The sequence below is a fragment of the Streptomyces fodineus genome, from assembly GCF_001735805.1.
GTDB lineage: Bacteria > Actinomycetota > Actinomycetes > Streptomycetales > Streptomycetaceae > Streptomyces > Streptomyces fodineus.
In genome coordinates, this window is record NZ_CP017248.1 from 3,811,840 (window position 1) to 3,827,219 (window position 15,380).

Sequence of the window (15,380 nt, forward strand, 5' to 3'; positions counted from 1 at the left end):
GTCTCCGCATCGTCAGGTGCCGACGGGTTCCTGGATCTCCTGGGCGAGGCTCTCCGGGTCCGCGAACGTGTGGAAGTGCGATCCGGCGCGTCTGGTCAGCGTGAAGGGTCCGGTCGTCGCCTCCGCCCATTCGGGCAGGTGGGCGTCGTCCACCAGGGGGTCGCCGATGCCGTGGTAGCAGCGCACGGGGCAGGTCAGGGGGCCGGTTCCGGGGGCCGGCCGGTAGGTCTCGTGGGCCGCGATGTCCGCGCGCAGGGCCGGCAGCAGGATCCCCGCCAGCTCCTCGTCGTCCGCCACCTGAGGCGGCATGCCGCCCAGTGCGCACACCTGCGCCCACAGGTCCGCATCGGAGGCCAGGTGCATCCGTCCGGTCCCGGCCCGGCGCGGCGGGGGTGAGCCGGACACCGTCAGACTCTCCGGCGCCCGGCCCGCGGCGGACAACCGTACGGCCGTCTCATAGGCCACGAGCGCGCCGAGGCTGTGCCCGAACAGGACGCAGGGTACGGGCTCCAGCCCGGCGAGTTCGTCCGCGACGCGTCCGCTCATCTCCCGCACGCCGCTCGCCGGGGGCTCCCCGAAGCGGTCCGCGCGCCCCGGGTACTGCACCGCGAGCAGCTCGGTGCCCGGCCGGATCCGCGGAATCCAGGGCGCGTAACTCTCCGCCGTTCCGCCGGAATGCGGGAAGCACACCAGCCGTCGCGCCGGGACCTGCTCGTCCGTCAGGGTTCTGAGCCACGAGTGTCGGGGGCTCACCATGAATCCGGTTCCCTTCTCGCGGCAGGCTCGCCGGCTTGTCGCGGAAATCGGGCGGCGATCGTCGGGCTTTCGTGTCGTCGGCCGTCTTTCGTCTCTTCGGCAGTCTTTCGTCTCTTCGGCGGCGGCAGGTGGCGGGAGAAAGATTTCGGCAATGATTTCCCCGCGTCCCGGCCCGCTCTGCGACGATCCCCACGCCGCAAAGAACCGCCTCGCCAAAGGAGTTCGGCAGTGAGCAGTCCCGACTCGGGCGTTCTCGCGGTGAATACCGTGGATCTCACCGATCCCGCGGCATTCGCCGACCGCGATCCGTACCCGTTCTGGCGTCAGGTCCGCGAACAGCACCCCGTTTACTGGCACGAAGGCACCGCCGGGCGGCCCGGCTTCTGGGTCGTCTCCCGCTACGCGGACGTCGTCGCCGCCTACGCGGACGCGGACGCGCTGGGCTCGCAGCGCGGCACCGTCCTGGACGTCCTGCTGGAGGGTGACGACTCGGCGGGCGGACGGATGCTGGCCGTCACCGACCGGCCCCGCCACCGCGAGCTGCGGGCCGTGCTGTGGCGGGCGTTCGCGCCGCGGCATCTGGAGCGGGTCGCGGAGCGGGTGCACCGGCTCACCGAGCGGCTCATCGACGAGGTGACCGGCACCGGCACCTTTGACTTCGCGGCCGAGGTGGCCGAGCGCATCCCCCTCACCACCATCTGCGAGCTGCTGTCCGTGCCCGAGGGGGACCGCGCCGACCTGCTGCGCTACAGCAAGGCGGCCTTCACCACCGGCGGCCCGGACGACGGCGGCGTGGATCCCGTCGAGGCCCGCAACGAGATCGTCCTGTACTTCATGGACCTGGCCGAGACCCGGCGGGCCGCTCCCGGTGACGACGTCGTCAGCATGATCGCGACGGCACGGGTCGACGGTGCACCGCTGAGCCTGGAGGAGGTCGCCCTCAACTGCTACAGCCTCATCCTCGGCGGGGACGAGTCGTCCAGGATCTCGGCCGTCTGCGCCGTACGGGCGCTCGCAGAACACCCGGGCCAGTGGCGGGCGTTGCGGACACGGGAGGCCGATCTGGACACCGCGGTCGAGGAGATGCTGCGCTGGGCGACGCCCGGACTGCACTTCGCCCGCACCGCCAGGCGCGAGGTGGTGATCGCAGGGCAGCGGGTGCGGGCGGGCGACATCGTCACGCTGTGGAACATCTCCGCGAACAACGACGAGACGGTGTTCTGCTCGCCGCGCACCTTCGACCTCGGCCGCTCCCCGAACAAGCACGTCACCTTCGGCCACGGACCGCACTTCTGCCTGGGCGCCTTCCTAGGCCGGGCCGAGCTGCACGCGTTGTCGGCCGCGCTGGTGAACCGCGTCGCCGGGATCGAGCTGCGCGGCACCCCGACCGCGATCCGGTCCACGTTTCTGCACGGCGACAGCAGTCTCCCGGTGAGCTTTCGGCCGCGGTGACCCCACCGCACGGCGAAGGAGCCGCGCTGACCCCACCGCACGGCGAAGGAGAAGCATGCCCACGTCCACCCCGTCCCCGCTGGGCGGTCACGCCCTGCTCGTCCTGCTGACCGGTGTGCTGGTCCTGCTGTGCTGTGCCCTGCTGCTCGGCAGGGTCGCGGCCCGCCTCGGGCTGCCCGCCGTGGCGGGTGAGCTGTGTGCCGGGGTGCTGATCGGCCCGTCGGTCCTGGGCCGGCTGGCCCCCGGCGCGGCGCACTGGCTGCTGCCGCCCGATCCGGCGCAGGTCCATCTGCTCGACGCCGTCGGCCAGCTCGGGGTCGTCCTGCTGGTCGGCATCACCGGGATCGACGTCGATCTCGGCCTGGTCCGCCGCCGCGGCCGGACCGCGCTGCAGGTCGGCGTCGCGGGCCTGGTGGTGCCGCTGGCGCTGGGCGTGGCGGCCGGCCGCAGCGCGCCGCGGTCGCTGACCGGCACCGCGGGGCAGGGGACGTTCGCGCTGTTCATCGGCGTCGCCATGTGTGTCAGCGCGCTGCCCGTCATCGCCAAGATGCTGTCGGACATGCGGCTGCTGCACCGCGACATCGGCCAGTTGACGATCGCGGCGGGGGTCGTCGACGACGTGATCGGCTGGATGCTGCTGTCCCTGGTCTCCGCCGCGGCGACCGTGGGGCTGAGCGGGGCCGCGGTCTGGAGGTCGGTCGGGTGGCTGGCAATGACGCTGGTCTGCGCGCTCGTCGCCGGCCGCCCGCTGGTCCGCCGGCTGCTGGACGTGGCCGGCCGGTCGGGGGAGAGCGGGCCGGTGATCTGTGCGGCCGTGGCCGTCGTCGTGGCCGGTGCGGCGGCGACCCAGGCGATGGGGATGGAGGCCTCGTTCGGCGCCTTCGTGGCCGGTCTGCTGCTGGGTACGGCCGCCTCGGAGCGGCTGCGCCGGCTGGCCCCGCTGCGGGCCGTGGTGCTGTCGGTGCTCGCGCCGCTGTTCTTCGCCGAGGCGGGCCTGCGCATGGATCTCACGGTGTTCGACCGCCCCTCCCTGGTCCTCGCCGCGCTCGCCGCGCTCGCGGTCGCCGTGCTGGGCAAGTTCGCCGGGGCCCTGCTCGGCGCCCGGCTGAGCAGGCTGGGCCGCTGGGAGGCGCTGGCCCTGGCGGCGGGCATGAACGCCCGGGGCGTCATACAGATCATCGTCGCCACCGTGGGGCTGAAGATCGGCGTCCTCAACACGGCGTCGTACACGATCGTCGTCCTGGTCGCCATGACCACCTCACTGATGGCACCCCCACTGCTGCGCCACGCCATGGCGAGGATCCCCGTCACCCCGCGGGAGCGCGCCTGGCGTCCGAAGACCGGGCAGCCGGCCGGCCATGGGTGAGCGGGCCACCGGGCAGCACGACCGGGCACGACCGGGCGAACCACACCGGGACACCCACGAACTCCCCGCCCACAACCCGGCCGCCGCCACCAAGGCCATCCCACCGACAGCGCCCCCGCGATGCATCACGCCACATCGCAGATCCCCGTCACCCCGCAGGAACAGGCACGACAGCCGGCCGGCCATGGGTGAGCGGGCCACCGGGCAGCACGGCCGGGCGGATCAGGCAGGGGCAGCGATGAACAGATTCTCGTCAGCCCGCGGGAGCGGGCATGGCAACCGGCTCGTCGTGGGTGAGCGGGCCGTCGGGCAGGACGGCGAGGTGTGTGCGGGCGAGTCGGGCCGGGTCGGCGACGAGTTCGTAGGCCGTGACCCGGTCGTCCGTGATCGTCAGCCGGACCACCGTGCGGAGCCGGCCGAGCGGGGCGATCACCAGGCCAACGGACCCGTCGACGAGCGCGAGTTCGGCGTGCCGTGCGGCGGCGCCGAAGTGGGCGATCTCGCGGCTGACGGTGGCGGCGCCCTCGACCCGCTCGGGGCGGCCCGGACCGAGGGCCGCCCGGTCGGCGCGGCGCACCACGTCGGGGGCGAGGACGGTCAGCACGGTGTCCAGGTCACCGGAGCGGGAGGCGGCCAGGAAGGCCTCGACGACCCTGCGGTTGCGGGCCAGCCGGGCGGCGTCGGCGACGGGGCCGCCGTCCACCTTGTGCCGGGCGCGGCTGGCGAGTTTCTTCGTGGTGGCGGTGGTACGGCCGACGATGGCGGCGATCTCACCGAAGGGTACGGCGAACATGTCGTGCAGCACGAAGGCCACGCGTTCGTCGGGGCTGAGGGTGTCCAGCACGACGAGGAGGGCGCCGCCGACGGCCTCGGCGAGCAGGGCCTCCGCCTCCGGGTCGGGGCCGCCGGCAGGGCGTGGCGGGCCGTCGGGCACGGTCGCGCCGACGAGGTCCTCGCGTCGCGACCGGCGGGCCCGCAGCATGTCCAGGCAGACCCGGGACAGCACGGTGCGCAGCCAGCCGGCGAGGTTGTCCACGGCGAGGGCGTCCACGCGCTCCAGCCGCAGCCAGGTCTCCTGGACGGCGTCGTCCGTCTCGTCCAGCGAGCCGAGCATGCGGTAGGCCAGCCCGCGCAGCCGCCCGCGGTGCTGCTCGAAACGATCCGCCAGTTCCTGATCGCGCTCCACCGGTCACCTTTCCTGGCTGCCGTACGTCATACCTTGGGGGCCCTCCTCGGACCACGCCCGTGCCACCGGAGTGGGTTCGAGGATGTAGCCGCGGCCCCAGGCGGTCCCGATGCCGAGGCCGACCGCGGCGATACGGCGCCGCAGCCGCATGATGTGCAGATCGAGCGCGTTACGGGTCGGGGCGGGCACCCGCCGGGCGAGCTGCTGTTCCAGCTCGGAGCGGTACACCACTTCCTCGAAGTGGGCGATGAACAGTTCCATCAGCTCGGCCTGGGTGCTCGACATGGCGATCGACCGGGTGCCGTAGGAGAGCACGCCCGTGGAGTCGACCGTCGGCGTCCTGCGGCCGTAGGCGCGCTGCCGCAGTGCGTGGACGCGGGCCTCGACGTCCTCGCGGGAGGCCGGGGCGCGGACCCAGTCCTCGGAGGGGGCGGTGCAGATCGGGGGCCGGGCACCGCCTTCCACGACGAGCAGACAGGGGATCCCCTGCCGCCGGTAGACGGTGCGCAGGCCGGCCTCGGCCGGCCATCGTATGAACTTGATCCGATCGGTCAGGGTAGGCAAGGCGTCATCTCCAGCGGGCTCTATTCACGGTCTCTGGTTCGGGATTCCAGCCGGGCGAGCAGCACCAGACTCAGCAGAGCGATGACCACGAGGGCGAGGACTCCGGCGCGGAAGGCCTGGGTGTAGGAGTGCTCGCCGAGAGCGGAGCGATAGGCGGCGCCGACCGCGGCGACCCCGAGAGCCCCCGCGAACTGGGAGGTCATCAGGATGCCGCCGGAGGCCGCGCCCACGTCGGCGGTGTCGACGCCGCGCAGGGCCAGGGAGAGCAGGGACGGCAGGACGAGTCCCTGCCCCATGCCGCACAGCACGAGGCCGGGCTCCAGCCAGAGCGCCCGGCCGAGCGTCCCGCCGCCCGCCTCGGCGCCGAGCGGCAGATAGACCAGTCCCAGCAGGATGACGACGGTGCCGCCGATCAGTGCCTTGCGGCCGAACCGGGGCACCAGGCTGCGGGCGGCCAGCGAGGCCAGCGCGAAGGCCGTGCCGAGCGGCACGAACGCCAGTCCCGCGGCGAACGGGGACAGCCGCACGCCGTTTTGCAGATGGAAGGCGAGCACGAGGTAGAAGCCGGAGTTGCCGCTGTAGAAGGCGAGCGCGGTCGGTACGCCGCCGGCGAATCCGGGCAGCCTGAACAGTCGCAGCGGCAGCAGGGCCGAGCCGCTGTCGGCGGGGAACCGGGCCTCCCAGCGCAGGAAGAGCGCGAACACGGCGAGCGCGGCGGCGAACGCGGGCCACACCCACAGCGGCCAGCCGTACTGGGCACCGAAGACCAGCGGGCACAGCAGCAGCGGCACCGCCAGCGAGATCAGCAGCACGCCCACGGGGTCGAAACCGGGCCGGTCCGCGGTGTCCTGGCGGCGCGGCAGGAAGCGGGCGCCGACCAGCACCGCCGCCAGGCAGAAGGGGAGGTTGACCAGGAAGATCAGGCGCCAGCCGAGACCGGCCACATCGGCCTTGATCAGCACGCCGCCGAGCACCTGGCCGGTGACGGACCCGCAGCTCAGCGTCGCCCCGTACAGCCCGAGGACCCGGGAGTGCTCGGCGGGCGGGAACAGCACCTGGATCAGCGACAGCACCTGAGGCAGCATCAGCGCGGCGCTCAGGCCCTGCAGCAGCCGTACGGCGATCAGCTGGCCGGCGGAGCCCGCCAGCGCGCACAGCGCGGAGGTGGCGCCGAAGCCGGCCATGCCGTAGAGGAACATCCGGCCGCGGCCCCACAGGTCGCCCAGGCGTCCGCCGGTGATCAGGCCGACCGCGAAGGCCACGATGTAGCCGCTGATGACCAGTTGGACCTCGGCGAAGGTGGCGTGCAGCTGGGTCTCGACGGAGGGCGCGGCGATGTTCACGATGAACATGTCGAGCATCGCCATGAACGGCGCCACCAGGAGCACCAGCAGGGCCACGGTGCGTTGCCGGGGCGTCTCGGTGTGCTCCGGCCACGCAGTGGTGCCGGTCGTCGGTCTGCGGACGTCGCTCAACGGACCTCCACCCCGGCGAGCCGGCCCGAGACCTCGGCGACGAGCCGTTCCAGGCCCGTGCCGGACCAGATCGAGTGGTGGTCGCCGGGCACGGTGACGACCTCGGCCCCGTCGAGCACACCGTCCCAGGTCCGGCCCACCGGCGGCGACTGGTCGGCCTGCACGCACAGGGTCCGGCCCCGGTGGCCGGGGCGGGCGCGGTGGGTGTACAGCGCGTGGACGTGGGCGCGGAACACCCCGTAGCGGCGGCGCAGCAGGGCGGGGGCGAGGTCGGCGAGCAGCGAGTCCGAGGCGGTCGCCGCGGCGAAGAAGCGCTCCGGGGAGGACTCGTGCGGCAGCGCCGCGAGCGTGGCCCGGACCTCGTGGGCGGCGAGTCCGGCCTCGCTCAGCATGTCCTGGACGAAGCGGCGCAGCAGTTCCGGCTCCGGGGGTACGGGGGCGGGTACCGGGCAGGTCGAGTCGACGAGGACCAGCAGGGCCACGTCCGTCCCGGCGCGCTGGAGCCGGAGCGCCGTCTCGTGGGCCACCACTCCGCCGAACGACCAGCCGAGCAGGGCGAGTTGGCCGGCCGGATGGCGGCTGTGCAGCAGCGCAGCGTACCGCTCGGCCAGGGCCGTTACGTCGGCGACGGGGTCGGCGTCGTTGTCGAAGCCGGGTGCCTCGACGGCGAAGACCGGCTGCCCCGCGCCGACGGCCCGCCCGAACGGCACGTAGGGGAACGGCGAGCCGGAGACGGCGTGCACGCAGTACAGCGGTGGCCGGGTGCCCGTCTCGGCGATCGGCAGCAGAATGGCGTCGTCAGACATCCGTGGCGCCTTCCTTCCGTGACGCGCCGAGGAGCCGGGCCACCTCCGCGGTGACGTCCTCGACCGTGGGATGCGCGTACAGGGTCTTGGTGCTCAGCTCGGCGCCGAGCTGCTTCTGGATCCGCCCGACCACCCGCATGGCCTGGAAGGAGGTGCCGCCCAGGTCGAAGAAGCCCTGGCCGGGGCGTATGTCGGCGCCGCCGAGCACGGCCGAGAAGATCGCCGCCACCTGGCTCTCCAGCTCGCTGCGCCACTGCCCGGCAGCGGGACGGGCCCCCTCCCGGTCCGGCTCGGGCTCGGGCAGCCGGCGCCGGTCGACCTTGCCCGAGGAGGTGAGCGGCAGCTCGTCCAGCAGGACCCAGACCGAGGGGACCATGTAGGCGGGCACCGCCTCGCCCACGATCCGGCGCAGCTCCCCCGTATCGAGGGCGGCGGGCTCGGGGGTGCCCACATAGCCGACCAGCCGTCGGGCGCCGTCGGCGGAGGTGTGCGGGACGACGGCCGCGGTGGTCACGGCGGGGTGGCGCAGCAGGGCGGACTCGATCTCGCCGGGCTCGATCCGCAGCCCGTTCAGCTTGACCTGGTGGTCACGCCGGCCGTGGAACTCCAGTGCGTGCTCGGCGTTCCAGCTCACCAGGTCGCCGCTGCGGTACACCCGTTCGCCCGGTCCCCACACGTCCGGCACGAACTTCTCGTCGGTGAGTCCGGGCGCGCCGAGGTAGCCGCGGGCGAGCCCGGTGTGCCCGCCGATCAGCAGCTCGCCCGGGATGCCGCGCGGCACCAGGTTGCCCCAGCGGTCTACGGCGTAGAGCAGGCGGTTGTGCTGGGGGCGGCCGATGGGCGGCACGGTGGTCCAGGTGCGCTGGGCACAGACGTGGTGGGCGCAGGCGACGGCGGCCTCGGTCGGGCCGTACATGTTGACCATGAGTCGGCCGGGCAGGTTCCACTTGTTGACCAGCTCGGCGGCCAGCACGTCCCCGCCCGCCATCAGGTGGCGCAGGTGGGGATACGGCCCCGGCTCCAGCAGGGCGAGCAGGGCGGGCATCAGGCCCGCGTAGGTGACCTCGCGCTCGCGCATCAGCCGCGCCAGCTCACCCGGGGACCGGGCGGTGTCGGCGGGGACGAGGACGAGCGTGGCGCCGACGGTGAGCGCGGTGAAGATCTCGCCCTGCGCCATGTCGAAGGTGAGCGCGGAGAACTGCAGCAGCCGGTCCTCGGGGTCGAACGGGAAGACCTCGCGGTAGCCCTCCACGAAGCAGGTGAGCGCGGCGTGTTCGATCACCACGCCCTTGGGCACGCCGGTCGAGCCCGAGGTGTAGAGCACATAGGCGGCGGAGTGCTCCGTGGCCCACTCCTGAAGCGGCTCGTCGTCTTCGGACGCGGTGGCCGGGCCGGGTTCGTCGACGAGCACCGTGACGCGGTCCGGGCCGGGCGGTACGGCGTCACGCAGACGGCCGCGGGTGATCACCAGGCGGGCGTCGGCGTCGGCGAGCAGCAGGGCGAGCCTGGCCTGTGGCTGGGCGGGGTCGAGCACCGCGAAGGCGCCGCCGGCCTTCAGCACCGCGAGCTCGGCCACCAGCGCGTGAAGGTCCTTCTCCAGTACGACGGCCACCACGTCACCGGCCCGCAGGCCCGCGGCCCGCAGCCGGCGCGCCAGCCGGTCCGCGCGGCGCTCCAGCTCGGCGTAACCGATCTGTTCGTCCCCGCACACGGCCGCCACGGCATCGCCGCGCACGGCGGCCGTCCTGGCGATGCGCACGTGCAACGGCTCGGCGGGCAGCGGGAGTTCGTCCCCGGTTCCGGCGCGCAGCAGCTCCTCCCGCTCGGCCGCGGTGAGCAGCGGTACGGCCGACCTGCGCAGCCCGGGCTCCTCGGCCACCGCCTCCAGCGCGGTCGTCAGATGGCGGGCCAGCGCCTCGATGCGCCAGGCATCGAAGAGTTCGGTGGAGTACTCGAGGTCCAGGGTGATCCGGTCGCCGGCGTCGAAGAAGTTGACGGCGAGGTCGAACCTGGACTGCGGGATCCTCGGGCTGACGATCTCGATGCTCGCGTCCGGCAGGTGCAGTCCGTCCTGGGCGGCGGGGTCGGCCACCAGCTGGACGGATACCTGGAACAGCGGGTTGCGCCCGGCCTCGCGCACCGGGCGCAGACGCTCCACCACCCGCTCGAACGGCACCCAGCCGTAGTCGTGCAGGTCGATGGTCTGGTCGAGCACCCGGTCCAGCAGTTCTGCGAAGGTGGGGTCGTCGGAGAGGTCCGTACGGAAGACGACCATGTTGACGAAGTGCCCGACGACGCCCTCGGCGGCCGGGTCGCCGCGCTCGCCGAGGGGCACGCCCAGGGGGATGTCGTCCTCGCCGGTGTAGCGGCTGACCAGCACGTTGACGGCGGCGGCGAGGACGACGAACAGCGAGACGCCGCGGCTGCGGGCGAGTCGGCGCAGCCCGGCGACGAGTGCGGGCGGCAGCACCCGGCGGACATGGCCGCCGCGGGTGGAGGGGGCGGAGCCGCGCAGCCGGTCGGCGGGCAGTTCGGGCACGGGCAGCGCGCTCAGCCGCTGCTCCCAGAAGTCGAGTCCGGCGGCGAGTTCGCCGGGCTCGTCGACCTCCTCGCGGCGCCGGCGCACCCAGGCGCTCCAGGACGGGGCCTCCTCCCGGGTGCCGGGGGCGGAGCCGTCCCGGTAGTCCTCCAGCAGGTCGGAGACCACCAGGCCGAGCGAGGTGCCGTCCACCACGATGTGGTGGAAGACCAGGGACAGCACATGGTCGTCCGGGCCGAGCCGGAGCAGCAGGAAGCGGTGCAGGGGGCCCTCGCGGAGCGAGAAGGGCCGGGCGGCCTCGGCGGCGAGCAGATGGTCCAGCTCGCTCTCGGCGGCGTCCTTCTCCTGCCAGTGCGCGGGTGCGGGCGGGGCCAGGAGCTGGACGGGGCCGCCGTCGGTCTCCGGGAAGGACACGCGCAGCGCCTCGTGCCGGGCGACCACCCGGTCGGCCGCGGCCCGCAGCCGGGCGGGATCCAGCGGGCCGCGCACGCGTAGCGCCAAAGGGACGTTGTAGACGGGCTGTTGGGGGTGCAGCCGGTCGAGGAACCAGAGCTGTTCCTGACCGTGGGTGAGCGGAAGCCGCTGTTCCTGGGCGTTCGGCGTCTTCATCGTCCCCTGTTCTCGCTCTCGTTCGTATCGCCCGCGAACATGAAGTCGACCATCAGGCCGACCTGGGCGGCCAGCATCCGGCCGCCGTCGACGGCTCGGCAGCCCGCCGCCTGCGCCGCCGCGAGCAGGGCCGTCGGCCGGCCGGAGATCACCGCGTCGGCGACCACGCGGGCTCCGGTGAGCACACCGGGCGGCACCGGCGGGCCGTCCTCGGGCCGCATGCCGACGGCGCTGGCGTTGACGACGAGGTCGTAGCCGCCGCCCGGCGCCGTCACGGTGGTGACCCGGGTGCCGGGGACGGCGGCCGAGACCCGGTCCGCGAGGGCGGTGGCCCGGGCCGGGGTCCGGTTGGCGATGTCCAGTTCCGCCGCCCCGTGGTCGGCCAGCGCGAGGGCGATCCCGGAGGCCGCTCCCCCGGCCCCCACGAGGAGCACGCGCGCGTCCTTGACGGTGCCGCCCGCGTCCTGGATCGCCCGGACCATGGCCTCTCCGTCGAGCATGTCCCCGGTGAGGTCCCCGTTCGGCTCGCGGCGGATCACATTGCAGGCGGCGGTGCGCGCCACCCGCACTCCGGCGGTCGTCAGCAGCGGGACGACGGCGTGCTTGTGCGGCATGGTGACCACGGCGCCGCGGAAGGTGCCGGCGGTGCGCAGCGCGGTGACGAGCGGGCCGAGGTCCCCGGCGGCCACCTGCACGGGCATCAGCCGGGCGTCCAGCCCCCGGCGTGCCAGCTCGGCGTTGACCAGCTCCGGGGAGCGGGCCTGCACGACCGGGTCGCCCAGCAGCAGGGTCAGCGCGGTGCGCCCGGTGATCGGCGGGAGGCCGGCCGGCATCACGAACCCGCCAGGGCCGTGGCGGGCACGGCGTCCACGGCGCCGGCCGGGAGCAGCCGGGTGAGGTTGCCGGACAGGATCAGCTGCTGCTCGCGGCGCTTGACGCCCGCGAACACGGTGGGCCCGTGCACCACCTTCTCGACCAGCCGGGTCAGGCCGCCCGTCATCCGGTTCAGCGGCCAGTCCGTACCGAAGACGATCTTGTGGTTGATGCCCAGCCGGAACAGATGGTTCAGATGGGCTTCCCAGCCGTCCGGGAAGGCCGTGCCCGCGAAGCCGCCGATGTCCAGGTAGACGTTGCGGCGGTACGACGCGAGGTAGCCGGTGACGTCCAGGTGGACCAGGCCGCCGTGCCCGAGGATGAAGTCGACGCCGGGGAAGGAGCGGGCCGCGCGGTCGATCTGCAGCGGGTGCGCCGGCTCGTAGGCGAAGCTGCCCGCGGTCGGGCCGATGTGCACGAAGACCGGCAGGCCGCGCTCGGCGCAGATCTCGTAGTAGGGGAAGAGCCGTTCGTCGGACGGCGAGTAACCGCAGGGCGGGTAGAGCTTGATGCCCTCGAAGCCGTACTCGGTGACATGCCGTTCGAAGTCCCGCAGCCCCTCCTCGCCGCGCCGCGGGTCCACGCCGATGAACACCCAGAAGCGCCCGGGGTGCCGCTGCCGGATCTCGTGGTGCCGGGCGGCCATCTCGTCGAGGGTGAGCCGCATCGGGTGCAGCAGTCCGAAGTCGGGCACCAGCAGGACCGTGCGGGCGATGCCCGCACGGTCCATCTCCTGGACCAGCTCGTCCGCCCTGTCGTCCCGGTGCTGGGCCTGCAGGGCCGTAAGCGCCCGTCCGGGGCGCGCCGGAATGCCCTCGGCGGTGTGCCGCCGTTCGATGTTGGCCGCGACGTCGGCCACGAAGCGTTCCGGGATGAAGTCCGCTGACGCCACATGGCAGTGCGCGTCGAAGATGACGGGCAGGTCGGTCGAACCGGTCACGGGTTCTCCCCTTCCGTTCGTTTCCGTTCGCTGGGAGCTCAGGCGTCGGCGGCGGCCGCCGTGGGGAAGCAGTAGGCCAGCAGGCCCCGCAGCGAGACCGCGCCGGCCTCCTCCGCGTGCTCGTAGTCGAACTCGATGTCCGCCTCGTCCTCCAGGTAGGCGATCAGCCCCGTGAAGCCCATCGAGTCCAGGACGCCCGCGGCGAACAGGTCGGTCTCGGCGTCGAGTTCGCCGTCGTACTCGCCCTCGTTCCACTCGACGACCCAGTCGAGCAGCTTCTTCTCCAGGGCCGCAAGGTCGACTGCCATCACTGTGCTCCCATCTGCCCGGCCTGCTGCCGGCTTCCCGAAAGGAGGCGCTCGATGGTGCCCCCCATGATCATCTTTCGCTGTGAGCGCTTGATTCCGGCGAACACCGTGGAGCCTTCCCGGAACTCGCCGACCACCTGGGCGAGCGTCGCCGAGAGCCGGAAGGCCGGCCAGCTGGAACCGAACACGATCTTGTGGTTGAGGCCCAGCTTGAAGACCCGGTTGAGGTGGTGCTGCCAGCCGTCCGGGTCCAGTACCGAGACGAAGCCGCTGACGTCGACGTACATGTTCGGCCGGTAGCCGCACAGGTACATCGCCTCCTCGACGTGGGTCACCGCGCCGTGCCCCATGACGAAGTCGACGCCGGGGAAGTCCCGGGAGGCCTGGTCCAGCAGCAGCGGCTGGCCGTAGGTGAAGTCCAGGGCCTGCCAGCCGGGCCCGGTGTGGCTGAGCACCGGCAGTCCGCGCGCCGCGCAGATCTCGTAGTACGGGTACAGCCGCCGGTCGCTCGGGGAGTAGCCGGCCAGCGGATACAGCTTCATGCCCTGGAAGCCCAGCTCGTCCACGCAGCGCTCGAAGAGGGCCACCCCCTCGTCGCCCGCGCGCGGGTCGACACCCCACAGGACACGGAACCGGCCCGGATGCCGGCGCATGATGCCGGCGTGCAGCTCGGCCAGCTCGGCCGGGGTCAGCTTGGCGTCGGCGACATGGGTGAAGTCCGGGACGATCAGCACCGACTCGTCGACACCGGCGGCGTCCATCTCCTTCACCAGCCGGTCGGCGTCGTGGTCCTGGTACTGCGCGTACACCCGGTCGTAGATGCGCTCGCGCTTGACCGGCTGGCCCATGGCCGCGAGCCGGTGGTAGGCGTTCTCCGCCTGCTCCTTGATGTACTCGGGCGGGATCGCGAGGTCGCTGCCCAGGTTGACATGGGCGTCGATGATGCGGATCCGCTCCTCGCCGGTGCTGGTCATGCGGGTCCCCCCTTGCTCTCGCGGCGGGCCGACAACTCGGCGAAGTACTCCTCGACGGCCGCCCGGCGCAGCTTCATGTTCTTGGTCTGGAAACGCGGTTCGGAGTGCAGCGGATGGTCGACGAAGACCAGGCGGCCCAGCCGGCGGTACGGGTCGATGGTGGAGTTGACCTTCTCGATCGCGGCCCGTGCCGCGGCCTCGGTCCCGGCCGTGACCGGACCGGCCAGGCTCACCACCGCGCCCAGCCGGCCGGAGTCGCCGGAGGAGACCACGACGAGTTCCGCGACCCCCTCGGCACCGGCGAACAGTGCCTCGATCTCGGCGGGGTTGACCTTGCGTCCGCTGCCGAGGGTGATGACGTCCTTGCGGCGGCCGCGCAGGGTGAGGAAGCCGTCCTCGTCCAGGGTGCCGAAGTCGCCGGTGAGGATGGATCCGTCGGGCAGGAAGGTCGGCTCGGCCGCGGGGTCCACCTGGAAGTAGCCGAGGCTGAGCGGCGCCTGGCGGGTGATGACGAGTTCGCCGTCCTCGGTGAAGGTGACGGCGCTCGGGTCGATCAGCCTGCCCACGGTGCCGGCGCGCCGGGCCTTGGCGGTGTTCCAGGCGATCATGCCGCACTCGGTCATGCCGTAGGCCTCCAGCAGGCTCAGGCCCGCCGCGGCGTAGGCGTCCAGGGTCGCGGTGCGGATCGGCGCCATACCGGTGATCATGAAGCGGATCCGCCCGCCGAGGAAGGCGTCCAGCTGCTGGCCCTTGCCCGCCTTGCGGTGCAGCTGGAGTGTGGAGTCGTAGAACACCGGCGGCGCGATCAGGAAGGTCGGCCGCTCGCTCTGCAGCGCGGCGAAGACCCGCTGGAACGGCGCCAGGGCCAGGTCGGCGCCGGCCCACAGGCAGCAGTAGACGGACAGCCGCTGCTGGTAGTTGGACAGCGGCAGGAAGATCAGATGGCGGTCCTCACCGGTGACGCCGAAGGCCTCCAGGAACCGGTTGATCACGTACTCGGTGCCGCTGCGGGAGATCCTGAGACCCTTGAGGGATCCCGAGGTGCCCGAGGAGAACACCAGGCTGTGCAGGTTCGGCAGGTCCTGGGCGGGGGCGTCCAGCCGCAGCCGGCGCCCCGCGAGGCGGTCGCCGGGGGCGAGCAGCGGGCCGTCCGCCGGCCGCTCCTGCCCGTCCTCGTCGGCTACCAGCGCGACCAGCCCGGCCTCGGCCAGGAACGCCTCGGTGTCGTCGGCGTCGCCGGGCAGCGGTGTGCCGTCCGGCAGCGCGTACAGGTGCGCGCCGAACTCCAGCGTCGCCAGGTCCCAGACCAGCCACTCCAGGCTGTTACGGGCGTTGATGCCGATCAGCTGGCCGGGGCGGACCCCGGCCGCACGGAGGTCCTCGATCCGCTCCCGCACCAGCTCGGCCAGCCGTGCGTGGCTGATCTCGCGGCGGGTGCCGCCGACGGAGATGTCCACCACCACCGCCGTGTCGTTGCCCGTGTAGTGGTCGAGCAGGCCCTGCAGCCGCATCTCTTCGCTCACTGTCGCCTT

General features: G+C 72.9%; 13 protein-coding genes. 2 read left to right on the forward strand and 11 right to left on the reverse strand.

Going from position 1 to position 15,380, the window contains the following annotated elements; translation table 11 throughout:
* Positions 1–12 precede the first annotated feature (12 nt).
* Complete coding sequence (locus tag BFF78_RS15635; protein WP_069778921.1) at positions 13–756, reverse strand: thioesterase II family protein; 744 nt, start codon at positions 754–756, stop codon at positions 13–15.
* A 228-nt stretch (positions 757–984) separates the two neighbouring features.
* Here BFF78_RS15635 and BFF78_RS15640 point away from each other — a divergent pair, with 228 nt between their 5' ends.
* Together BFF78_RS15640 and BFF78_RS15645 are read left to right on the forward strand one after the other, a co-directional pair.
* Positions 985–2,208: a cytochrome P450 gene (locus tag BFF78_RS15640; RefSeq protein WP_069778922.1), complete on the forward strand. Its 1,224-nt coding sequence runs from the start codon at positions 985–987 to the stop codon at positions 2,206–2,208.
* 55 nt (positions 2,209–2,263) lie between these two features.
* Positions 2,264–3,574, forward strand: a complete 1,311-nt coding sequence (locus tag BFF78_RS15645) for a cation:proton antiporter (RefSeq protein ID WP_069778923.1) — start codon at positions 2,264–2,266, stop codon at positions 3,572–3,574.
* A 253-nt stretch (positions 3,575–3,827) separates the two neighbouring features.
* On the opposite strand, the gene BFF78_RS15650 is transcribed toward BFF78_RS15645, so the two are convergent.
* The 10 genes from BFF78_RS15650 to BFF78_RS15695 are packed head-to-tail and all read right to left on the reverse strand — an operon-like array spanning position 3,828 to position 15,371.
* The gene (locus BFF78_RS15650) at positions 3,828–4,760 is read right to left on the reverse strand and encodes a sigma-70 family RNA polymerase sigma factor (RefSeq protein WP_069778924.1); all 933 of its coding nucleotides are present in this window, start codon (positions 4,758–4,760) and stop codon (positions 3,828–3,830) included.
* A 3-nt stretch (positions 4,761–4,763) separates the two neighbouring features.
* Positions 4,764–5,324, reverse strand: a complete 561-nt coding sequence (locus BFF78_RS15655) for a helix-turn-helix domain-containing protein (RefSeq protein WP_069778925.1) — start codon at positions 5,322–5,324, stop codon at positions 4,764–4,766.
* Between the two features lie 20 nt (positions 5,325–5,344).
* Entirely contained in the window at positions 5,345–6,799 is a 1,455-nt protein-coding gene (locus BFF78_RS15660; protein WP_079161329.1) for an MFS transporter, read from the reverse strand.
* On the reverse strand, positions 6,796–7,605 hold the full coding sequence (locus BFF78_RS15665; RefSeq protein ID WP_069778926.1) for a thioesterase domain-containing protein: 810 nt from the start codon (positions 7,603–7,605) through the stop codon (positions 6,796–6,798). Before BFF78_RS15665 ends, BFF78_RS15660 begins: the two co-directional genes overlap by 4 nt.
* The gene (locus BFF78_RS15670) at positions 7,598–10,753 is read right to left on the reverse strand and encodes a non-ribosomal peptide synthetase (RefSeq protein WP_069778927.1); all 3,156 of its coding nucleotides are present in this window, start codon (positions 10,751–10,753) and stop codon (positions 7,598–7,600) included. The genes BFF78_RS15665 and BFF78_RS15670 overlap by 8 nt, the downstream gene beginning before the upstream one ends.
* Positions 10,750–11,586 (reverse strand): shikimate dehydrogenase family protein, encoded by an 837-nt coding sequence (locus BFF78_RS15675; RefSeq protein ID WP_069778928.1) that lies wholly within the window; start codon positions 11,584–11,586, stop codon positions 10,750–10,752. Before BFF78_RS15675 ends, BFF78_RS15670 begins: the two co-directional genes overlap by 4 nt.
* Positions 11,586–12,566: an amidohydrolase family protein gene (locus BFF78_RS15680; protein WP_069778929.1), complete on the reverse strand. Its 981-nt coding sequence runs from the start codon at positions 12,564–12,566 to the stop codon at positions 11,586–11,588. Before BFF78_RS15680 ends, BFF78_RS15675 begins: the two co-directional genes overlap by 1 nt.
* Positions 12,567–12,604: 38 nt before the next feature.
* Positions 12,605–12,874 (reverse strand): acyl carrier protein, encoded by a 270-nt coding sequence (locus BFF78_RS46195; RefSeq protein ID WP_069778930.1) that lies wholly within the window; start codon positions 12,872–12,874, stop codon positions 12,605–12,607.
* A complete protein-coding gene (locus tag BFF78_RS15690; RefSeq protein ID WP_069778931.1) occupies positions 12,874–13,848 on the reverse strand; it encodes an amidohydrolase family protein in 975 nt (324 codons plus the stop codon). Before BFF78_RS15690 ends, BFF78_RS46195 begins: the two co-directional genes overlap by 1 nt.
* Positions 13,845–15,371, reverse strand: coding sequence for an AMP-binding protein (locus BFF78_RS15695; protein WP_069778932.1), 1,527 nt, complete (start codon positions 15,369–15,371; stop codon positions 13,845–13,847). Before BFF78_RS15695 ends, BFF78_RS15690 begins: the two co-directional genes overlap by 4 nt.
* Between the last annotated feature and the right edge of the window lie 9 nt (positions 15,372–15,380).